Origin of the sequence: Hoeflea sp. IMCC20628, from assembly GCF_001011155.1 — a bacterium.
Classification (GTDB): Bacteria; Pseudomonadota; Alphaproteobacteria; order Rhizobiales; family Rhizobiaceae; genus Hoeflea.
Genome location: NZ_CP011479.1, coordinates 805,736 through 827,021, shown reverse-complemented (window position 1 = coordinate 827,021; position 21,286 = coordinate 805,736). Strand labels below are relative to the sequence as shown.

At 60.0% G+C, this 21,286-nt stretch carries 20 protein-coding genes and 1 tRNA gene; 7 read left to right on the top strand and 14 right to left on the bottom strand.

Annotation, left to right across the window (positions count from 1 at the left end; all coding sequences use genetic code 11):
- Nucleotides 1–65: 65 nt before the first annotated feature.
- The 3 genes from IMCC20628_RS03930 to IMCC20628_RS03915 form a co-directional block, all read right to left on the bottom strand.
- Nucleotides 66–1,417, bottom strand: a protein-coding gene (locus IMCC20628_RS03930; protein ID WP_156174385.1) for an IS3 family transposase whose coding sequence is annotated in 2 segments (ribosomal slippage) — nt 66–1,081 and nt 1,081–1,417 — 1,353 coding nt in all. Because the reading frame shifts where the segments join, the coding sequence is not laid out codon by codon here.
- 78 nt (nt 1,418–1,495) lie between these two features.
- Nucleotides 1,496–1,732, bottom strand: coding sequence for an acyltransferase (locus IMCC20628_RS03920; RefSeq protein ID WP_156174399.1), 237 nt, complete (start codon nt 1,730–1,732; stop codon nt 1,496–1,498).
- A 5-nt stretch (nt 1,733–1,737) separates the two neighbouring features.
- Nucleotides 1,738–1,814, bottom strand: a tRNA-Ile gene (locus IMCC20628_RS03915).
- Between the two features lie 349 nt (nt 1,815–2,163).
- Between IMCC20628_RS03915 and IMCC20628_RS03910 the strand changes: the two genes are divergently transcribed.
- Nucleotides 2,164–2,919: an SIMPL domain-containing protein gene (locus IMCC20628_RS03910; protein ID WP_047029124.1), complete on the top strand. Its 756-nt coding sequence runs from the start codon at nt 2,164–2,166 to the stop codon at nt 2,917–2,919.
- 99 nt (nt 2,920–3,018) lie between these two features.
- Here IMCC20628_RS03910 and IMCC20628_RS03905 read toward each other — a convergent pair whose 3' ends face one another.
- The 6 genes from IMCC20628_RS03905 to IMCC20628_RS03880 all read right to left on the bottom strand — a co-directional run bounded on the left by IMCC20628_RS03905 (nt 3,019) and on the right by IMCC20628_RS03880 (nt 9,608).
- Entirely contained in the window at nt 3,019–3,393 is a 375-nt protein-coding gene (locus IMCC20628_RS03905) for a hypothetical protein (protein WP_047029123.1), read from the bottom strand.
- A 252-nt stretch (nt 3,394–3,645) separates the two neighbouring features.
- Nucleotides 3,646–4,023 (bottom strand): hypothetical protein, encoded by a 378-nt coding sequence (locus IMCC20628_RS03900; RefSeq protein ID WP_047029122.1) that lies wholly within the window; start codon nt 4,021–4,023, stop codon nt 3,646–3,648.
- A gap of 157 nt (nt 4,024–4,180) precedes the next feature.
- A complete protein-coding gene (locus IMCC20628_RS03895; RefSeq protein WP_047029121.1) occupies nt 4,181–4,786 on the bottom strand; it encodes a GNAT family N-acetyltransferase in 606 nt (201 codons plus the stop codon).
- 11 nt (nt 4,787–4,797) lie between these two features.
- Nucleotides 4,798–5,223 carry a ketosteroid isomerase-related protein gene (locus IMCC20628_RS03890; RefSeq protein ID WP_047029120.1) on the bottom strand — a complete coding sequence of 142 codons (426 nt, stop codon included), beginning with the start codon at nt 5,221–5,223 and terminating at the stop codon, nt 4,798–4,800.
- Nucleotides 5,224–6,517: 1,294 nt separating this feature from the next.
- Nucleotides 6,518–8,122, bottom strand: a complete 1,605-nt coding sequence (locus IMCC20628_RS03885) for a pilus assembly protein TadG-related protein (RefSeq protein ID WP_197078386.1) — start codon at nt 8,120–8,122, stop codon at nt 6,518–6,520.
- Between the two features lie 283 nt (nt 8,123–8,405).
- Nucleotides 8,406–9,608 (bottom strand): hypothetical protein, encoded by a 1,203-nt coding sequence (locus tag IMCC20628_RS03880; RefSeq protein WP_047029118.1) that lies wholly within the window; start codon nt 9,606–9,608, stop codon nt 8,406–8,408.
- 223 nt (nt 9,609–9,831) lie between these two features.
- On the opposite strand from IMCC20628_RS03880, the gene IMCC20628_RS03875 reads away from it, so the two are divergent.
- Nucleotides 9,832–11,109, top strand: a complete 1,278-nt coding sequence (locus IMCC20628_RS03875) for an IS66 family transposase (RefSeq protein ID WP_047029005.1) — start codon at nt 9,832–9,834, stop codon at nt 11,107–11,109.
- 199 nt (nt 11,110–11,308) lie between these two features.
- On the opposite strand, the gene IMCC20628_RS03870 is transcribed toward IMCC20628_RS03875, so the two are convergent.
- On the bottom strand, nt 11,309–12,517 hold the full coding sequence (locus tag IMCC20628_RS03870; RefSeq protein WP_047029117.1) for a DUF930 domain-containing protein: 1,209 nt from the start codon (nt 12,515–12,517) through the stop codon (nt 11,309–11,311).
- 169 nt (nt 12,518–12,686) lie between these two features.
- On the opposite strand from IMCC20628_RS03870, the gene IMCC20628_RS03865 reads away from it, so the two are divergent.
- The 5 genes from IMCC20628_RS03865 to IMCC20628_RS03845 all read left to right on the top strand — a co-directional run bounded on the left by IMCC20628_RS03865 (nt 12,687) and on the right by IMCC20628_RS03845 (nt 16,860).
- Nucleotides 12,687–13,361: an SDR family oxidoreductase gene (locus IMCC20628_RS03865; RefSeq protein WP_047029116.1), complete on the top strand. Its 675-nt coding sequence runs from the start codon at nt 12,687–12,689 to the stop codon at nt 13,359–13,361.
- Between the two features lie 414 nt (nt 13,362–13,775).
- A complete protein-coding gene (locus IMCC20628_RS03860; protein ID WP_156174397.1) occupies nt 13,776–14,927 on the top strand; it encodes a hypothetical protein in 1,152 nt (383 codons plus the stop codon).
- 127 nt (nt 14,928–15,054) lie between these two features.
- Complete coding sequence (locus tag IMCC20628_RS03855; protein ID WP_082127986.1) at nt 15,055–15,669, top strand: glutathione S-transferase family protein; 615 nt, start codon at nt 15,055–15,057, stop codon at nt 15,667–15,669.
- Between the two features lie 119 nt (nt 15,670–15,788).
- Entirely contained in the window at nt 15,789–16,139 is a 351-nt protein-coding gene (locus IMCC20628_RS03850) for a hypothetical protein (protein WP_047029114.1), read from the top strand.
- A 115-nt stretch (nt 16,140–16,254) separates the two neighbouring features.
- Nucleotides 16,255–16,860, top strand: a complete 606-nt coding sequence (locus IMCC20628_RS03845; protein WP_047029113.1) for a hypothetical protein — start codon at nt 16,255–16,257, stop codon at nt 16,858–16,860.
- A gap of 117 nt (nt 16,861–16,977) precedes the next feature.
- Here IMCC20628_RS03845 and IMCC20628_RS03840 read toward each other — a convergent pair whose 3' ends face one another.
- The 4 genes from IMCC20628_RS03840 to rpoD all read right to left on the bottom strand — a co-directional run bounded on the left by IMCC20628_RS03840 (nt 16,978) and on the right by rpoD (nt 20,953).
- Entirely contained in the window at nt 16,978–17,211 is a 234-nt protein-coding gene (locus IMCC20628_RS03840) for a hypothetical protein (RefSeq protein WP_047029112.1), read from the bottom strand.
- Between the two features lie 130 nt (nt 17,212–17,341).
- Nucleotides 17,342–18,220: an MBL fold metallo-hydrolase gene (locus IMCC20628_RS03835; RefSeq protein ID WP_047029111.1), complete on the bottom strand. Its 879-nt coding sequence runs from the start codon at nt 18,218–18,220 to the stop codon at nt 17,342–17,344.
- A gap of 36 nt (nt 18,221–18,256) precedes the next feature.
- The gene (locus IMCC20628_RS03830) at nt 18,257–18,895 is read right to left on the bottom strand and encodes a hypothetical protein (protein WP_047029110.1); all 639 of its coding nucleotides are present in this window, start codon (nt 18,893–18,895) and stop codon (nt 18,257–18,259) included.
- Between the two features lie 6 nt (nt 18,896–18,901).
- Nucleotides 18,902–20,953, bottom strand: coding sequence for an RNA polymerase sigma factor RpoD (gene rpoD / locus IMCC20628_RS03825; RefSeq protein ID WP_047029109.1), 2,052 nt, complete (start codon nt 20,951–20,953; stop codon nt 18,902–18,904).
- Nucleotides 20,954–21,286: the final 333 nt, after the last annotated feature.

The following is a 21,286-nucleotide window of genomic DNA, read 5'->3' as shown; positions in this document are numbered from 1 at the left end:
GTCAGATAAAATGGGACATCAGAGCGGCTTGAGTATTGGAGGCTCTGGTTCGTTTGTGTGACTGATTATGCCGCTTGTTTTTGATGGTGCAAGCGACGTTGGCGGATTGTCAGCTTCTTGATCTCTTTCCTTTCTCTCAAGATGGCTTTGTCGCGCCCAAAGTAGACGTCGGCGGGTGTGACGTTCTTCAAGCTCTCGTGGTAGCGCCTGTTGTTATAGTAGTCGACGAAGGCCTCGATCTGGCGTTCAAGATCGCCTGGCAGATAGTAATTTTCCAGCAGGACCCGGTTCTTCATCGTCTGATGCCATCGCTCGATCTTTCCCTGGGTTTGCGGGTGGAACGGGGCTCCACGAACGTGATCCATCTTCTTGTCCTCCAGCCATTCAGCCAAATCGCCAGAGATGTAACATGACCCGTTATCGCTGAGCAGGCGCGGTTTGTGGCGCACGACGGCCTGGTCGCAGCCCGATGCCTGAAGCGCCAGTTCAATGGTGTCTGTCACGTCCTCGGCCCGCATGTTTGTGCAAAGCTTCCAGGCGATGATGTAGCGGCTGTAATCGTCCAGGATCGTGCTGAGGTAATACCAGCCCCACCCGATGATCTTGAAGTAGGTGAAGTCGGTCTGCCACATCTCATTGATGGCGATAGTTTTGTCTTTGAACTCATTGGCTGCCTTGATCACCACATAGGCCGGTGCGGTGATTAAATCGGCTTCCTTCAGGATACGATAAGCCGATGATTCAGAGACAAAATACCGCTTCTCATCAGTGTATTTGACTGCCAGCTCCCGGGTCGTCAGCGCCTCGTGTTCCAGCGCGAACTCAATCAGGTCATCACGCCGGTCTTGGGGGATACGGTTCCAGACCGACTTCGGCCGTGGAGACCGATCATCCAAGGCAACAACCCCACCGTCGAGGTAAAGATCATACCATCTGTAAAAAGTGGTGCGCGGTATGCCCAGCATATCGAGGGTCTGCTTGGTTGGCAGGTGCGATCCTTCGACCGTGCGAATGATCTCAAGCTTCTCGGTCGCAGGGTATCTCATGCCTCGTCCTCCCCAGCACCTGTCATGCTTTTTTTGAGCAGGCGGTTCTCCAGGGTCAGATCGGCGACGCATTCCTTCAACGCCAAGGCTTCAGAGCGAAGGTCCTTTACTTCCGGCGACGTCGCTTGCCGTGCTGTGTCACCCGAGAGCCGGCGCTTGCCTGCTTCCAGGAACTCCTTCGACCAGCTGTAATACAGGCTTTCGGCGATACCTTCGCGGCGGCACAGCACCGAGATGCTTTCCTCTCCACGCAAACCCGCCAAAACGATACGGATTTTTTCCTCCGCTGAATAGGTCTGGCGGGTCTTGCGGCGGATGTTCTTGACCAGCTTGTCAGCTGCGTTCTTCGATGTTTCAGGCTTCTGTCTCATCTCGATCTCCCAATCGGTAAGATGAACCAGAAATCCTCCGTTGTTCAAATCCTCAAATCTGTCCCACGGGCGCTGACGTCAGACACTGAACGTTCCGCGCCGCAAATCACGAGCCAGGTTTGCCGTGATCACGAAGCCTGAAATGACAAAGAAAACATCAACGCCGACAAAGCCGCCGGGAAGCCAGTTTTCGTTGATATGGAACAGCAGGATGGAGATGACGGCAATGGCGCGGAGGCCATCAATATCAAAACGATGATGCGATTTTTCCGCGACTACTTGGTTCATAGCGCCGCCACACCCGATATCCTTCAAATGAGTGGTAGGCCCGGAGGGACTCGAACCCCCAACCAATCCGTTATGAGCGGACGGCTCTAACCAGTTGAGCTACAGGCCCGGAGGTTCACCACAACGCGTCAGACGTCGTGTGACAGCCGCACCCCGAAGGTTGCGGGCAAGGTCCCCGGCCGGACACCAGGCCCGGACGTTTGCGGTTTAGACCAAAACGAAAGCCATCACAAGCCGTTACGGCATTGCCAAAACAAACACCCATCCGCCCCGGGACACAGGCTACCCGCCCTCGCTACCACGGTGATTTTCGGATGGCAGAACACCAGCCTGCAACGATACATTGGCATGTCGCCCAACCGGCTGTAGGTTGACACTTGTCCGCTGCCCCAATGCGCCCACAATCGCCCGCCAGACAATGCGGGTTGGGACAATCCGGATCAATTTGGAGACTTTTCATGACCCCCGCTATCAATATCCGCCGCAGGATGATCTTCGCCGCTGCACTCGCTGCGACTATGCTCACCGTCCCGGCGCTTGCCGACGAGACCAGACCGCCACAACCGGGTGTGATTTCCGTGGTCGGCGAAGGCTCCGCTTCGATTGCGCCGGATATGGCGGTGGTCTCGCTCACCGTGCTGCGCGAGGCCGAGACCGCACGCCAGGCGCTCGACGCCAACAACGAGGCAATGGCCCAGGTGCTAACCGCGATGAAAGAGGAAGGCATCGCCGAGCGCGATTTGCAGACCGGCGCTTTTTCGATCCAGCCACGCTGGTTCTATCCGCCCAACCGCAATGACGGCCAGGCCGAGGAACCGCGGATCACCGGCTACACCGTCAACAACACACTGACCCTGCGCATTCGCGATCTCAGCCGGCTCGGCGCCATTCTCGACACCTCGGTGACGCTCGGCGTCAACCAGGGCGGCGATGTCGCCTTCACCAATGATGATCAGGACACGGTTCGCGATGCTGCCCGCCTCGATGCCATTGCCAAGGCCAAGGCCAAGGCCACCGCTATGACCGAAGCGCTCGGCGTCGGGCTGGGCCGGATCAGCCAGATTTCGGAAAATTCCTATGCCACGCCACCGATGCCGATGGCGCGCGCCGAAATGGCGATGATGTCTGCCAAGTCAGACAGTTCGGTGCCGGTGGCTTCGGGCGAGAATGAATACCGCGTCAGCGTCAGCATCACCTGGGAAATCATCCAGTAGCGCGCAAGGCGACACGGCATTTTTCAGACAATACAAGACCCCGGGAGGCAGAAGCTTCCCGGGGTCTATTTTTGGGCTTGAAGTGAAGGGCGGGCCGGATTACCGGTCCCAGCCGATCACCGGGCAATTGCGTTCATTGGCGAAGGCGACACGCACCGGGCGGCGATGGCGGAAACCCTCGACGACAACCCGGTTGTGACCGGAGCGAACGATTTCGGCGCGGCGCAGGCCCATGTCGCCGGCCTTCCTGAGTGCCTTGCCGGCCTTGCAGGCATCGCGATCCCTGCCGCCGCGATGTTCTTCGAAACGATCCCAACCGCCGCTGCGGCCATGATCGCGGACGAGACGACCGCTGGCGGGACCGCCGATCGAGAATTCGAAGCCGATGCCGCCGGCTTGGGCTGGGGCGGAGGCAGCGACGCCGGCAGTGGCGACAACGAGGGCTGCGAGTGTGGTGCGAATGAAGCTGTTCATGGCTGGTCTCCTGGTGTGGTGGCGCTCTGGCGCTTGAGGGATAATCTGTGTCTCGAGCGGCTGTCCCGTCCGATTGCTCCCACACTGGTCCCGCCCACCTGAACCGAACCGGAACCGTCCGTTCATGCGGCATTCATCAATACCGGTCCGTCGCCAATCCGGCGGGATCGACCGGTCCCCAGACAGTCAGAAACCCCGGAAGGCTGGCGCTTCCGGGGTTTCGATGTGACCGCTGATAACTGGCTGGCCGGACTAGCGGCGCACGTTGATTACCGGGCAATTGCGATCATTGGCAAAGACGACGCGGACCGGACGGTGATGGCGCATACCGGCGACGACGACGCGCTTGTGATTGGTGCGGACGACTTCGGCGCGGCGCAGGCCCATGCGACGGGCTTTCTTGACGGCGCGATGTGGTTTGCAGACATCACGCTTCCAGCCGCCACGACGCTCTTCAAACCGGTTCCAGCCACCGTTGCGGCGATGGTCACGAACGACGACGCCGTTATTGTGACCGCCGAACGAAAATTCGAAACCGATGCCACCGGCATTGGCTGCAGGGGCGGATGCGGCGACGCCAGCGGAGGCGACAACAAGGGCGGCAAGTGTATTGCGGATGAAGCTGTTCATGACTGTTCTCCAGATTTGCGACTGTTGCGCTTGGGGGTGTTCCTGTGTCTCGAGCGGTTGTTCCGTTCGATTGACCCCACACTAGCCCCGCCTACCTGAACTGAATTGCAACTGCCCGTTCATCCTGCATTCATCGAAATATCACCGGCCCGCAGCCTTACAGATCCCGGCCCCAGACCTGCAGTGTCTTGAGGCTTTCGGCGCTGTCGCCGATGTCGCGCCAGGAGAATTCTGCCTGCAATCCTGCAAGCAGCTGATACCCAAGCCGCCGCCAGAACGCATCGAGTGGCAAGTAATCTTCGGGCCGGGCCGGATGAGCGGCGGGCCGCTGCACCGAGGCGAACACGGCGCGCGAAAATCCCTGCGCCCGTCCGGCGGCCTCGCGCATCTCGAAGAAATGTCGCCCCGCGCCCTGCCCGCGAAACTCCGGCAGCAGCACCGATTCGGCGAGATAGAAATAGTCTGCCGGATCAAGCCCGGCATCGGCGAAGGGGGCCGCGAACTCGTCCGCGTGATCGATGAGCGGCGCCGCCGTCGCCGCCCCGACCATGCGGCCGTCAGGGTCATGGGCGGCGATGACCACAGCACCCGGCGAGGCGGCGAAGCGGGCCAGATAGCCCGCTTCGTAAGCTGCATCGCCGTCATAGAGATAGGGCCAGGCGGCAAACACCGTGATCCTGAGCCGCGCCAGATCGGTTAGCGCCGCAGGGATCTCGTCTGCCGACAGCACCGCGAAGCTGAGCCCGGCGTGCTTGCGCGTCATAGGCTGTCGCCTCAGCCGGCTTTGACCTGGGCCACCCAGTCGGTGAGATTGTAGCTGGTGGAGACGCGTGTGATTTCGCTGCCGCCGTCGCCGTCCTCAACCTCGAAGAAGATCCCTGCGGGCAGCGAATAGCGCTGGCCGTTGGCTTCGGGCAGCCCCTCGTCGGTGGCGAGATAGCTGCCGCGCACGGTAAATTCCGCAGCGCCGTGCATCCCGGTTTCATCGACCATGATGGCGATATCGCCGAGTTCCTCGTCATAATGCCGGGTCATCTTGGCATTGAACCAGCGGAATTTTTCCTTGCCGATCTCGCGGCCGCCCTGGTTGATGTCGTGGATCACATCGTCGGACAGGCAGGCCAGCATGGCATCGAAATCCTTGGCGTTGAAGGCGTCAAGATAGCGGCGGATCAGGGCGATGGTGTCATCTCGGCTCATGGGAACTCCGGGGGTGAGAATGGGTGTGAGAATGGGTGTGACCACAGGTGCCACAGGGCCCGCCTGCGAGGCAAGGGTTGTGTTGGCCAGCTTGGTCTGTTCCCGACCACAACGCAGCAACGGCTGCTTCGGTTCCCTTGTTGCGGCATGGCCAAACCCCCGCCGGCAAATGCGCCGGCGGGCTGATCAAAATTTCGGGTCCGGAGGGCCGCACGCGGGCTTTGCCTTACGGAAATTAGGGTGTGTTGGGTGGCGCAGCGCGCGCACGGCCCGACTATCGCCGGATGATGTCCGCATCCGACAGGCAGCACCTCACACTCCACGGGAGTTTATCCCCGCCCGGATTGCTCCTGCCGCAGTCTGGACCGACCGCGGGAGTGGTTCTGACAAGGTTCCGGCACGGACCCTGAAGGCCATCCGGCCATCATGTCCGCCACAGGCCCGGACCGCTCTTTCCGCCACGCATCCCGCCTTTCGGCTGGCGCACAACGAACCCGGTACGGTGGCTGGCTTTGCACGGTCACTGCGACCGCCCGCCAGCGGAACCCCGATGGCCTCCGCCTCCTCCCGGTCCTCACCACACGTTACAGCAAGGTTCGAAAGGCCTTCCTCCCGCCTGGTCCAACACGTTCGCGATCCATCCGGCAGCGGAAGCACGCGGATCATGACATGGGGGCGGAAGGTGGGGAAAAGATTGGGGGGAAATTGGATGAATGGTGCTGCGCGCACCCTCTCCCCCTCGGTGGGGGAGAATGCGAATTTCAGCATCTTAGCGCCAGCTAAGTGCTAGAAATTCCAAGAGAGGGGGTGTGTCTCGAGGGCAGAAATACCCCCTCACCTGAAAAATCTATGACTTGGCGCTGCGCACCAAGACCATGATTTTTCTTCCTCTCCCTCAAGGGTAGAGGGGGAAACATTGCGCGCTCCCATTTCGTCATCCTCGGGCCCCGAGCCTAGGATGACGAATTGCGGAAGTTTTGGGATGACTGCAGAAGAGTCCGCGGAGCCCGATCTCCCCCCTTGCGGGGGAGATCAAAGGCCATTTCCGCCCTTAGCCCCGCATATGTGCCGGACCTGATCGCAAGATCGCAATCTCCGTCATGCCGGACCCTGATCCGGTATCCAGCAGGCGAGCGTCCGGGAGACCGGTTTGCGGCTTATACAGGTGGGGTGGGCAAAAAAATCTCCCACCGCGCCGACGCGCGGTGGCTGGATCCCGGCTCAAGGCCGGGATGACGGATTAGCCGGGTCCCAAGATGAGCAAGCTACAAGATTGTCCCATCGATACCCCACCTCAATTCACCAATCGCACGCCGGAGACGGATTGGCCGATGGCCGAGAAGGCCTTTTTCAGCGAGACGACATCGCTGGCCATGAAGAAGTTTTCCTTGCGGGTGGCGCAATTGGAAAACAGGTTCACCACCGAGGACGTGGAGGTTTTGTAGAGCACTGTGTAGACCTCGATGCCAAGCTTCTTGATCTCCACGCACATGCTGGCTGTCGATGTGTTGAGGTAGGTTTCGGCAGCTGACTGGGTGGTTGTCGAATTGATGCGCTTGTCGGCCAGAAAGCCATAGGAGCCATAGTCTGACTTGTTGATGGTGTTGCTGGCGCCAAAGGAGACATTGGCGCCGTCGGTCATGATGACCAGGATTTTCGACGCGGTTTCGGTGCCAAAGGGGAGAGCCTGGGTGTAGGGCTCGTCGGGCGACAACAAACGCCAGCCCCAGGCCAGGCCCTCGGCAATGTTGGTGCCCGAACCATTCCAGTATTGCATGGCGTCGATGCCGGTTCGCACCTTTGACAGCGTTGCCGTCAGCGGCACGATCGGCGTCGGACAGGCGCGGTTCGGACCCATGGTCAGCGGTCCGGTCGCATCCTTGAAATCCTTGGTGACGGCGGTCTGGGTCTTGTATTTGGCAATCGAGCGCTGAACCGTGGCATCATCACCGGAAAGACCATCATTGAGCCAGGAATTGTTGAAACTCGAGGAGTTGTTGCCACCGGTGGAGATGCGGTTCCCCGGCTCATCGGGCGCGAAATAGGGCACGAACAGCGTGTCGGGTTTGGTGGCGTCGGGCGGGGTCAGGTTCGTGTTGTAGGGGACGGGACGCGCCTCGACACAGCCCTTCCAGCTTGTGCCGGACCAGGCAAACAAACTGGTATGGTGCGGGTAGGTTGCGGCAGTGAAATCAGCCTTGTTGCTGCCTGAGGATTTGCGGGTGGCGCGCTGGGCGTCGGTCAGGAAGGTCCAGCCGTTGTAAATCGAGTTTCCGGCGGTATCCATCCAGGCGCTGTTGAAGCCTTCGCCGTTGACATTGACCGAGGTGACGAAGGGAATGAGGCCGACCTTCAGGCTCTGCCGGGTGGTGTCGATATCACTGAGCGCATCAAGCAGGGCATGAGAGGCGTCCTTCAACGCCGAGATACCGCCGGTTCCCATCGATCCGGTGTTGTCCAGCGCGATGGCAATTTCGATGGCGCGGGTCGAGAAATAGGTCGAGGCCACGACCGAAACCGTGTTCGGCATGAATTTGCCAATGAAGCTCAGCGGAATGCTCACACTCGCATAGGCATCGGAGCGGATGTAGTTCAGACCGATTGTCAGATCGATGCTCTCGTCAACGAGCGTCATGTCGGAGTTGGCAGTCACCTGGGCCTGCAGCATTTGCCGGTAAAGCACCTCGCGGTCGCCCACCTCGGTGGCTTTCTTGGACGCTGCCAGAACAGCGGTATCGACCATGTTCTGCAATTCGACCTTGGCGCGGGACATGTTGGTGTAATCAACAGCCAGGCCCGCCGCGGTCAGCAGCAGGGGTAACAGGAGTGCTGCAAGGATGCCGAAATTGCCACGCTTGCATTGCCAGAATTGTCTGGCCCCCACATGAGACTTACACATGCGATCGCTCCAAAAGCAGGAAGTGACATTTCGAAACGAAGCCACCATAAAAATCACGATTAGGCGCGCATCGTGAACGGAGCCTTAAAGAAATACCGCACCGGTTGCATTGGACAAAATATTCTCCAAATCATGATGAAGAATTTCTGACTGTCCTGGAGGACCCGGACGCAGGGTTGATTTCACTGGATGATGGAGTAAACAGGGGACGCGCGACGAGGCCCGACCTCCCTCCTTGCGGCGGAGATCGGGCCTACGGGTTCGGGGGCCGCCGCCTTGCGGGTCAGTGAGACTGGAAGGCGATCGGCCACATGAAGTCGAGCGATTTGTAGCCCTGCCCCAGATATTGCACCGTGCCTGCCTTGTCGGACTTGTTGTAGCCGGGATGCAGGGCGCCGGTGGGCACCGAAAACGGGAAGAAGGCTTTCGTCTCCGGATTGTAGGCGGCGGTGGCATGGCAGCTGTGACAGCTGGCCTCGAAACGGTTCCAGTATTGCGGCTGCGCGGTGTTGGGACTGCCGGCAAAATCCTCCATGTCGGTATGGCCCAGGATCACCGGCGTATCGCCGCTGCCATCCACCGTGAAGCGGATCTGGGTGCCGTTGGGAGCATAGTTTTCAAACCCGAAATTTTCCAGACCACCAGCAGCCAGCACGGCGGCGATCTCGGCGGCAGGCAAAGGCGCCCGCTGGGTGATCAGCTTGTCGCGCACATGGGCCACACCGGGGTTGTCGTTGAACTCGAAGGTGGTCCAGAACCAGCTCGGTTCCTCGGAATAGAACACGTCGCCGGGGTTTTCGAGCGACTGCATCTTGACCATGATGTGCAGCCCGCGCCACCAGTACTCGCCGCTGTCGAACTTGAATGTCAGCGCGCCATCGGGCGCCGGGCTGCCCTCGGTCACCTGCAGCCAAGAGGCCTTCAGCTCGACCGAGCCGACAGGCATGTCGACATAATCATTGTCGGCGAAAAAGGCGGCGACGTCGAGCTTGGTCGTCAGCCCGCTCCGGGTCAGGTAGTCGTAGCTGATCCGGTTGCGGGTGACCTCCTCGTTGGCGCCATCGGGATCGGCGGTGGCCACGCTGCCTGATTGCAGGTCCTTCTTTTCGGTGCTCGGCTTCATCACTGTCCGCGGTACCGGCGCATTGCCCGAATAGTTTTCGAAAAACGGCCGGGTCGAGCCGAACGTGTCGGGGTCGGTGGGCCAGGCCATCCACACCGGCACCCTGTCCTTGCCCGACATGCCGCCTTTTGCCGGGTCGGCGATCAGCTGATTGACCCGGGTGAAGAACATCCAGGCCAGCCTTTCGCGCTCCTCGAGGCTGCCGTTGAAAGCGGTGTCGACGCAGTCGGCGGCAAACTCCGCATCCGGCTTGGTCGGCCAGCCTTCACTGGCGCATTTTGAATCCGCATCCTGGGCGAAGGCAGGCAGCGTGGGCGCAACAAGGCAGGCAACAGCCAGAATGAGCGTGGCAGGTGAGGTCATGGTCGAGGCCCTCCAAAAGTTATGATCAAATAAAAAACAAAGGCGACCAGAAAAAATGATGAATTACTCTGAAAACCGCCAAAATCATGCGTATTGTAGCATCAGACACACGGCCCTGAAACCGTTACAAGCTGGATAAACGTATTGATGACTTCATCCCTAACCAAAGATTGTAATTACCCACCCCCTTGCCATGCACCACAATGTCTGAATCCATGATGATATGGATCGGACTGATTTGCAGCAGCTGAGCAAGGACGAATTGATCGAGATGGTGCTTCGGCTCCAACGGCCTGCCAAGGATTCTCGGACGTCTTCCAAGCCGCCCTCTACGGACAAGAAAGAGAAACGCGTCAACTCACGACCGGGTGGAGCCAAGCCCGGGCATGAACCCCACAATAGGGTGCTGGCGGATTTTGCCGACATGTTTCGCGATCATGAACCGACCGCCTGCAAGAGATGCGGCCATGCGTTTTCCGGTGATGATACGATGGTGCTGGCCGGGGCCTATGACGAGATCGATATTCCTGCGATCCGTCCTCATGTCACCCGGCATCGGCGTTTTTCCTGTCATTGCCCGCAATGCGGCACGACGACAAAAGCCACCGCACCTGCCGTGGCAACCGCAACGCCGTTCGGGCCAGGCATTCACGCGCTGGCGATCTACCTCAAGAGTTTCCATGCATTGTCTTACGAACGCCTGAGCGGTGTGTTCATGGATATTTTCGGCCTCCATGCGAGCGAGGGCGCGATCATGAACATGTTTGCCCGCTCCCGTCCGAGCTTCCAGGCCACAGCACAGGCCGCCAAGGCCAGCCTTCGAGCCGCCCGCGTTGTCGCCAGCGACGAAACCGGTGTGCGTATTGAGGGCACAAATGCCCAACACTGGGTTTTTCATTGCAAGGATGCCGTTGTCCACCAGCCCGATTACTCCCGTGCAGCACGGGTCGTTCACGAGACCATGGGCGGCCATGTCCCCGAGGTATGGATATCTGATCGGTATTCAGCCCAGCAATCTCACGGCCATCGACATCAAACCTGCCTTGCACATTTGGCGCGTGATACAGCCTTTGCGCTGGAACATGGCGAGGATGATCTCCCTCTTCGCTTCCAGCTTTGGTTTGGCCGTGTGTTTGATTTCGCCAGAGCCATAAGCACATTCGCTGCGTCTACCGTCGCAAGCAAGAAGCGCAAATTCGATAAACAGCTTGCCGGGCTTCTATGCGCCCCGACTTCATGCGACCTGGCCCAAAAGCTCCAGGCCAAGATCGGGCGGGCCCGCGATCAGCTGCTGACGTTTTGCGACTATCCCGGAGAAGTCGATGTCACCAACAACACATCTGAGCGAAAGCTCCGTCCATGGGTCATTCAGCGAAAGGTGACAAACGGATATCGCGCCATGTGGGCCGCCCAAGCCGAAGCGAACATACGCACGACAGTCGATACCGCACGCCTCAAAGGCGCAAACCCCTTCCAGGTCATCGCATCCGTCCTGGCATAGGCCGGTAGAAGAACCGGAAATCACGAATTCAGGGGTGGGTAATTACCAAAGATTACAGCGGCAACGACTACCTGGCGCCGTTCCCCGGACCGTAGCCCGAACGGCGCGCGCCAAAGTTCACCCCGCAAGGCGGCAGGATGGAGCAAGCGGTCCGGGACGGTCGACCGCACCTGCGCACCCCGCCTGCCCGGCAACGCGATCAAAAATCCGGAAAGCCGCGGGCTTTCCAGTCGGCGCGCGGGATGGCGGCGCCGACGCTGTGCGCGAAGCCGGTGACCTTGAGCGCATCGTCATCAACCGTGCATCGGAAGCTCAAGGAGTACCAGGCGCCGTCGGCGCGGAAGGCGGCGTTGGTCTCTGTCAGGACGTTGCCGGTGTCGAGGCGATAGGACGGCAGCAGTTCCAGCCCGTAGGGTTCGGGCCCGCTGCGCAATTGCTCGCGCAGCTCGGTGGTGCAGAGCTGACTGGCTCTCAAACCGCGCGGCAGGTTGCCCATCGCCACCATCGCCGCCGGATTGTCGCTGATGCTGGTGGAAAACAATTGCCGCGCCTCATTCAGCACGTCAGGGACTGTCGCCTCGTCAATGGCACCGGTATCGGCGGGCGGCTGGCTGGCCGTCGGTTCGCCGAGCCTCGGCTCGGGAAGCAGCCCCGTGGTTGATGGCTGGGCGTCCGGGTCCGGTTCGGGCAACCCGCCTTGCGGCAAGCCGGAACCGGGCAGCGTGATCTCCGGCAGCGACAACCCGGCGATTTCCGGTTCTTGCGACTCGGCTTCAACTGCATCCAGAATGGCGGTTGCCGGGTCGGGCTCTCCAGCGGCCGCCTCGGCGGGTTCGCTTTGCTCCGGCTCAGGCTCTGCGGTTTGCTGCATCGGTGGAGTGGCGGCTTCGGTTTCAGTCGGCTCCGCTTGCTCGGGCTCTTCGGCGCTGGCGCCATCGAGCGCCTCGCGCGGTCCGGCATCGCGCTCGCCAAATTGAAACACCGGCCTGAGCACCGGGATCGGCACAGCCTGCCCCTCGCCTGCGACACCTGGTGGAGGAACTGTCTGCTCGTCCGCAGCCGCAGCTTGTTCGGGTTCGGGCGCGGGCTCCTCGGCGGACGCCTCGGGTTCAGGCATTTCAGGCGCAGCCGCCTCGGGTTCAGGCGGCTCGGGGGCTGGCGCCTCCTCAGCCGGCTGCTCCGGTTCTGTCAATTCGGGTTCGGGCACATCCGGTTCTTCGATCTCGACTTCAGGAACGTCCTGCGGCTCCACCAGCGTCACCTCGATCACCTGTTCTTCCGGCTCCGGCTCGGCCTCGGGCAGCGGCAAAGTGATCAGCAATGCGGCGGCAATCAGCCCGTGCACAAGCAGCGACAGCACCAGCGCTCCGCTCAACCCGTTCGACACCATGTCCCGCAATCGCTTCATGCGGCGATCCATAGCAGAAAATCAGGCGGAACAAGGGCCGGATCCGAGATCCTTGCAGCAATGCCTGCGACACTGTCGCGGCGGCCTGCATCAGCCAGCAAAAATGCCGGTGGAACGGCTTGGAGGCTGATGCGTTGGCAAGCGAGATCATTTCCCAAGGAGCATACCCATGACCGCAAAGACCCTCTTCATCACCGGCGCCTCGAGCGGCATCGGCGCAGCCACCGCCCGCGCCGCACGCCTCGCTGGCTGGAATGTCGGGTTGTTTGCCCGCTCCGAAGACAAGCTCAATGCGCTGGTCGAGGAACTGGGCGACCGCGCACTGGCGCTGCCCGGCGACGCCACCAGCCTGGATGACCAGAACCAGGCGCTGGCCAAGCTCAAGCACACCTACGGCAATGTCGATGCCGCCTTTGCCAATGCCGGCATGGGCGTCAAAGCCGCAGGCACCGAACAGGGCGACCCGGAAGAATGGCACAAGCTGATCCATGTCAACATCATGGGCCTGCTCTACACCGCCAAGGCGGCGATGCCGCATCTGCGCCTGCGCAAGGGCCACATGCTGATGACCGGTTCGGCAGCCGGCCGGGTGCATATGTCCGGTTCGGTCTATGGCGCCTCGAAATGGTTCGTCCACGGCTATGCCGGCAATCTGGCCGAGGAGATGAAGGATTGGGGCGGCCGCTGCACGGTGATTGCACCCGGCATGGTCAACACTGCCTTTTTTGACGAGGCCAAGCCCGACAAGCTGCAGCCGGAAGACGTGGCCGACGCAGTAGTGTTTGCGCTTGAAGCCAAACCACGCAACGCCGTGCGCGAAGTGTTTCTAATGCCGGCGGATTGACGCAAAGCTTCGCGTGCCCGGCTTCCATCAAACCATCCTCATGCAAGGATGTCCGTCGTTGCGGCACGGTGTCTGAGCACGTCTAGGTCCAGGCAGTGGATCAGCCAATGATTCGGCTATTGCCGCGCATCCGCGCGACAATACGACAGTCAGCAAGGTCAGACAGGACCACGACTCTTACGAGTATACACGACCGAATCACAAGTAATACAGTTCATGACTTACGCATTGATATCAATAATTTAGCTTAATAGAACGGAAACTGACAACTCAATCTGCTTTGTTGCTCACGCAACGGCGTAGCGAAATTTTGCAATACTTGATGTTTATACGTATAGTTGGCCTGCATAAATCACGCGGCCTCCAAATCCGCCTAGTGCGGGACGCGGGCAACGTGGAGCAATGGGGCTGATCATGAACAAAACCAATCTGGCAGCGATTGTTTCAATACAAGCGCTTCTCTTTGCTGTTCCAGGCCACGCCGTGGCGGAGCCTGATAACTACGAAGCGGTTTGTAGTCCCATAGGCCTTGACCTATCTAAAACCACGGGAACCGAGACCTGCCTGAATTTCACTGGTCGTGTGTACTACGAATCATCGTGGCTGGAAAACACCCACAGTCTAGGCGGAGGCACAACTGTCTATGGTGGCGGCGGTCCGGCAAATGAAAGGTTCGCAGGAACCTTCGGCAGCTGGATCAAGCGCGACGGTGTGAGTGCCGGACTTCGCATATCCGGCGATTACGGCGATGCGAAAATCGGAACAATTCCTTTGGTCGGCGCCTATGTCGATTACGCAGGCGCATGGGGCGATGAAGGCTATCAGGCGAGCTCGGTTATCGGGGTCGACAACGTCACCCGATCGGGCTTCACCTTTCTTGAGCCCAACGCCAACTACGGCACGGGTGTGGTCGCCGGCGCCAACGGCTTCGGTCTCGAAAGCAGCGGCGAACTGGACAACAACTGGCACCGAGCCAATTTGGGGATAAAGATTGCCGTCCCCGGCTTTGACGAAAGCTCCGGCACGAACGGGGGCGACGGACTTCGAGTCCGCGGCCGCCTTGGCCTGTTCTATGAAACCTTGAATACCAAGGCGAGCGGAAGAGCCGATCTGACCTTCAACGGCGCGCCTTTCAACGGCTACTACCAAAATTACAATCTCAACGCCGAAGACGACTATTTCGGTGTGCGTTTGGGAGCCCATATCGGGCTGCCGCCATGCCTGGATGGAAAGTTGAAAACCAGCTTCGGCGCGGATCTCTATCTCGGCTATCATCGCGGCGAAGGCCAATACGCGCAGCAAACCGGCGTTGGCGGAGGAATACAGGTTAACCAGTCGCAGAATTACTCCAATAACGAATTTGCCGTCGGGGCCGGGGTTTCCGTGGGAACATCCTATGAAATTGCTCCGGGATGGCGATTGGGTAGCAAATTGGAGTTTTCATACCTGCCGCAAGTCACCAGCTTCCACGCACCGCAAAACCCGAGCGAACAGGCCACCGCCGGTTTCTCGTCAGATTCGGCCACCCGCGTCATCGCATCCATCGGCCTGCGCAAGAAGTTCTGACCGCGGGACTGGAATGGCGGGAACAGTTTCCTGGCGCAAGCCGGCGCGCTTGGTCCGTAGCGGTTCTGCTTGCCCACTTGCCCCGATGCTGGCATGACTTCAGCGCAAACACGCGCGCGGGGACCACATGGCTGGCTACACATTATACTGGAAACCGGGAACAGGCTCGATGGTGGTCGAGGCGGCGTTGCGGCTGATCGGCGTGGCATTTGACAAGGTGCAGGTCGACGATACCGCCAGGCCTGAATTCCTGGCGCTCAACCCTGCGGCCAAGGTGCCGGTGCTGGTCTGTGCCAGCGGTCCGGTAATCGCCGAGAGCGCGGCGATCCTGATGGCGCTGGATGATCTGTTTCCCGAGACCCGGCTGCTGCCACCACACGGCACACCCGCGCACACCACTGCGGTGCAATGGCTGGTGTTCATGGCCACAAACATCTATCCCGCAGCGCGGCGCTATTATTATCCGGCGCTCCACACGGTGGACACAAGCCCAGAAGCTGCCGAGGCGATCAGGCAGCAGGCAGCGCTCGACATGGACCTCGATTTCGCCCAACTGGCCGCCGAGATTGAAGGACCGTTCCTGCTTGGCCAGACCATGACCATTGCCGATGTCTATGCGGCAATGCTGGCTGATTGGTACGAACCGGCACGGCAAACGCCGGAGATCGCAGCCCTGGTGCGCCATGTGCTGGAAAACCCCGCCGTCAGCGACGCCTGGCGCCATCACGGGTTCGGCAAATAGGCGCAAGGCACTGCCGACGACGCGCGCCGCAAGCGGCTTTTTCCGCTTCTGCACTCCAATAGCGCTGGTGCCTCCACCCGGATGCACAGGGGCACGCCACTCACCAAAGGAAACAGACAATGCTCACAACGCGTATTTTGATCGGCGCCGCGATGCTCGCAGCACTTGGCAGCACCGACGCCCGCGCCACCGATATCGGCGCTCACGGCGAGAACGGCTATCGCTTCCTCTATGAGGAAATCATGGAGGCGCCCTATTTCACCACCTGGTGGGGCAAGCAGGTCGGCAACAACACCCGCAAGCCGCAGGTGCTGATCCATACCGACGAAAAGACGGTGTTCGACGGCACGCTGACCATTCAATGCGCGTCACAGACCATGACCTGGTCCGATCTCAGCGAGTGGTCGACCGTGGGCTCGGTGCCCGCCGAAGTGCAGACGATCGCCGGAAAATACTTCTGCGGCAACTGACTGGTGCCACCGGGTTCCGGCCCGGTGGCCTGACGCCGCCTGAAACCGCAGCAAACTCCGGTTGACGCTACGTCAATTTGGGCCATTATGGAGATGGACACGACCGGAGGCACCCATGGCAGACCCTCACCCGACCCCAGGTTCCTTGAAATTCGCGGAAATTGCCCGGCTTCCCGACGACTGGTGGGACGGCACCCCGAAAACCGACCCCGATGTGGTCTGGACGGTGTGGGAGCGCTCGACCTATTACACTTGGGGCGCCAATGCCGGCAATTACCAGCAACGCCCGATCGGCAGCGTCATCGGCGGCGGCGGCATGGCTGGCGCAGCGCATGGCCCGACCATTGGCCGGATGCACCCGCATTATATCGGCATCATCACCATGGATGACGCCGATATGCCGCTCAATACGCCGGTCTATGCTGAACTGGCGGCCTTGATCGCCGACGGCAAAAACGTCGTCATCCCGATTTTCGTTGATCACCAGATCGGTCCAGGCTTCAAGCTCTCGCTCGGCACCGGCATCGGCAGCAGCCAGCCCAATTGGGGCGACATCCAGAAGAACGTGCTTGAAGGCATCGTCCAGCTTGGCACGGCAGCCGGTGCGGTCGAGATCCCCAAGGGCACCTATTGGCCCGATTTGCGCCAGCCGACGCCAAAAATCTACCCGATCACCTGTCTCGACGACATTTCCAAAATCATAGCCAACGTGCTTGGCTGAGCATGGTGCCGGTGACCCGCTCATAGGGCTCGAACCGTGAGATGTCGCCGGGATGAAAGGGTGCATGTATATGATTGTCCAAATTCATCCATTTGAACGCGACAGGCAGTGAAGCCTCTATTCCGCCCGCAAAACCGTTAGCGCCAGTTTCAGCGCTGCAAGCAGAAACGGCGCTGCATGCATCAGCAGGTCGAAAATGTCGATCGGCTTGATCAATGTGCCGGCCACCAGCATCTTCAGCTTCTCCCAGATATGCGGCTCCGGCACGAACGGCGCCAGTCCCAGGGTCAGGCAGGCGATGATGACAATGGGCCAGGAGAATTGGTCGAGGATTTGGGTCAGCTGTTCCATCAGGGTGCGGCTCCGGCATGATGCGACCAGCCGCAGGGTGCGGCGGCGATAATGCGCATATCATGCGGATGGTGGGCGAGTTCCAGACCCAAACATTCAATTGAGCGAATATGTCGCGGGAGGTGACCGCTCAGCCCAGGCTGCGCCGTGCCGCAAGCAGCTTGGCGACATTTTGCCGGTGTACCCGTTCATAGGCGTCAAACCAGATCAGCTCGCCAGATTGCAGCCAACCGCTTACCAGCTCCGCAAGTGGTGTGTCTTGCGGCGTGGTGCCCGCAGCGATATCGAGAAGGTCGTTGATGTAGGACTGGGTGGCGTCGCACAGCCCGGGCCCATAACCGCCGCTGGCAATGCGCGACGGATCGCCGTGATTGGGCAGGATATGGCGCGGCGCGAGAGCCTTGAGCCGGTCGATCTCGCGGTAATGCACCGAGAGATTCTGCGGTTCCGCGACATAGGTGATCATGTCTTCCAGCGCGTCGCCCGCCAGCAGGATCTTGCGGTCAACGATCCAGATCAGCGCCTCGTCATCGCTGTGGATGTCGAACTCCAGAATGTCGAGCGTCAGCGCGCCGATCTGCAACTGCATCGAGCCTTCGAATGTGTTGTCGGGCAGGATCAGCGGATTGATCGCCGGCGGGCCGTGATGGGTTCCGCTCTCGATCTTCGATTTCAGCCGCTCGAGATGAGCCAAGGTCTTGGCCGTCGACCAGACCGGACAATCGGCAAAGATTTCGGTGCCAGCGACGTGATCGAGGTGATGGTGGCTCAGAAGCACGGTGATCTCGGTGACGCCGAGGTTTTCGAGATAATTGCGGATCAACCGCGCATGATCGAGCGAGACATGGGTGTCATAGACCAGCGCCGCGCTGCCGCTGACAATCGCGTAGCTGGCAATGCCGAGCGACAGCGCACCGTCATCGACCCATGTGTCGGCGGCTGGTTCACCGGTGCGGCCGTCGTAGAAGGCCAAAATGTCGTCGAAGGGGCGGAGGATTTGCATGGTCATTAATATGGGCTCCTCACTCGCCGCACACCAGCGACATCACAATTCACGGGTATCCGGAAAGACGTGCAAGATATGGGCCGAAAGGACATGGCGCCTAGGCAAGCCCATTGCATAGTCCATCATCCTGTATGCTGCTTTCCACTCCTCGGCGCACACTGGACCTTTGACGTCACTATCGTTGAGAAACCCGACAAGCAAAAGACGGGCATCGACGCCGTTGCTCCTCAGCTGCCAGAGGTGTGCCAGTCGGTTGGCATACTGATAAAAGCGCTGCGTCCAGTCCGCACCGTCTCCTGCCTTCAGCACTGTCCGGACAGCGTTGAGAGTGGCCTCAATTCGGCGACGGGATGCGTCGCCTGCCTTGCAGGACGAAAACAGTTCATCGAGATGCGCCTTGGCTTCAACAAGCACCACAGAATTCCCAGCAATACCCAACGCATCCCATTGCGGGCCTCGTTTCGGCCAGAAGGCATCAAGGGCGGGTGACAGCCGGGAAAGGCCGAGGCGATCCAGGAATGCGCCATCGCGATACTCCGCAAAACCGTCAGTAGCCAAAGGCGACAGCCACTCGACTGGCTGCAAACCAGGGTGGGCAAGCACAAACGGGCGGTCATTGACCGCCCGTTGTATCCATTTCAGACTTCCACGCGTACCAGTTGGTTGAACGATACGCATCGCCGATCAGCTATCCAGAAAGCTTCGCAGTTTGCGGCTCCGGCTCGGGTGCTTGAGCTTGCGCAGCGCCTTGGCTTCGATCTGGCGGATGCGTTCGCGGGTGACCGAGAACTGCTGGCCGACTTCCTCGAGCGTGTGGTCGGTGTTCATGCCGATGCCGAAGCGCATGCGCAGCACGCGTTCTTCACGCGGGGTGAGCGAGGCCAGCACGCGGGTGGTGGTTTCGCGCAGGTTCGCCTGAATGGCCGCATCGATCGGCAGGATCGCATTCTTGTCCTCGATGAAATCACCCAGGTGCGAATCTTCCTCGTCGCCGACCGGCGTTTCGAGCGAGATCGGCTCCTTGGCGATTTTCAGCACCTTGCGCACCTTTTCGAGCGGCATGGCGAGCTTTTCGGCCAGCTCTTCCGGCGTCGGCTCGCGGCCGATCTCGTGCAGCATCTGGCGGCTCGTGCGGACGATCTTGTTGATCGTCTCGATCATGTGCACAGGAATACGGATGGTGCGGGCCTGGTCGGCGATCGAGCGGGTGATTGCCTGCCGGATCCACCAGGTGGCGTAGGTCGAGAACTTGTAACCGCGGCGGTACTCGAACTTGTCCACCGCCTTCATCAGGCCGATATTGCCTTCCTGAATCAGATCGAGGAACTGCAGGCCACGGTTGGTATATTTCTTGGCGATGGAAATAACGAGACGCAGGTTGGCCTCGACCATTTCCTTCTTGGCGATGCGGGCTTCGCGTTCGCCCTTCTGGACCATCTGCACGATGCGGCGGAATTCCGAGATCGAAATGCCGGTTTCGGTTGCCAGAAACTGGATCTCGGCGCGGATGTCGCGGATGCCGTTGGATTCGGACTTGGCGAATTCCTTCCAGCCCTTGGCCGACAGATTGGCGATTGACTTCATCCAGTTGGGATCAAGCTCGGCACCGGAATACTGCACCAGAAAGTCGTCGCGCTTGACGCCATAGCTCTCGGCCAGACGCAAGAGCTTGCCTTCATTGGCAACCAGACGCTTGTTGATGTCGTAAAGCTGCTCGACAAGGCTGTCGATGCGGTTCTGGTTCAGCGACAGCGACTTGACCGAGGTGATCAGCGCGTCCTTGAGTTCCTTGTAGCGGCGCTCCTGAGCCGGCGACAGCGTGCCGCTGGCGGTCAGGCGGGCTTCGACCTGCTGGTCCTGAAGCTTCCGCAGTTTCTTGTAGGTCTCGGCGATGATGTCGAGCGTGTCCATCACCTGCGGGCGCAGTTCGGCTTCCATGGCGGCGAGCGAGAGATTGTTCTCGTCGTCGTCCTCTTCGTCCTCTTCATACTGGCTTTCGCCGCCGACATTGGTAACGTCGTCCGACTTGGCCTTTTCAGCCCGGACCTTTTCCTTTTCCTCGGCGACCTTGCGGTCAGCCTCGATCTTTTCCGGGCTCTGGAACTGCGGCGCAGCCTTGGCTTCGGGACCCGAATAGGTGGTCTCGAGATCAATGATCTCACGCAGAAGCGTGGCGCCCTCGTTGAGCTCCTCGCGCCAGATGATGATGGCCTGGAAGGTCAGCGGGCTTTCGCAAAGCCCTGCGATCATGGTTTCGCGGCCGGCCTCGATGCGCTTGGCGATGGCGATTTCGCCTTCGCGGGACAAAAGCTCCACCGAGCCCATTTCGCGCAAGTACATGCGCACCGGATCATCGGTGCGGTCGGTCGGTTCTTTTTTCTTGGTGGCGGCAACGGCGGTGCCCGACGCGGTGGCGACTTCGCCGCCTTCGCTTGGCTCTTCCGTTTCGGTCTCTTCTTCGGTTTCCTTGTCGTCGCTGGCTTCGTCTTCCTCGACGACATTGATGCCCATATCCGACAGCATCGACAGGATGTCCTCGATCTGCTCGGAGGTCACCTCTTCCGACGGCAGCACGGCATTGAGCTCGTCCATGGTCACGTACCCTCGTTTTTTCGAGGTCTTGATCATTTTCTTGACGGCGTCATCCGACAGATCCAGCAATGGCCCGTCTGGGGCACTGGCATCGCGTTCGGTTTCCGTCTCGTCTGCTGCTGCTTCTTTAACCTTGGTTGCCATGGGCAGTCACTTTCCCCGGATTTCGTTCGGTTGATGCCAGCTCCGCGCCAGCCTGTCGGCGCATCGGACCTACCAGTGTGGCAGGCTGCTTTTGCGAATCATCCGGATTGTTGTGGCGTATGGATACTTAATTCCCTGTTAACCATGCAGATCTTAGAGCCTCGTGGCCAAAGGATCGCGGAAAACTGCGTGATCGTCGGACGCCCTCCGGCCCGTGATCCCGCTTCTATTGTATCAAACAGGTGATTCCCACAAAAAACCCATCCGTCAAGGCTTAATGGAGAAAAAGCCTGCAGTTGCGGCAATTTGCGTGAAATCGCCCGATATTTCGGT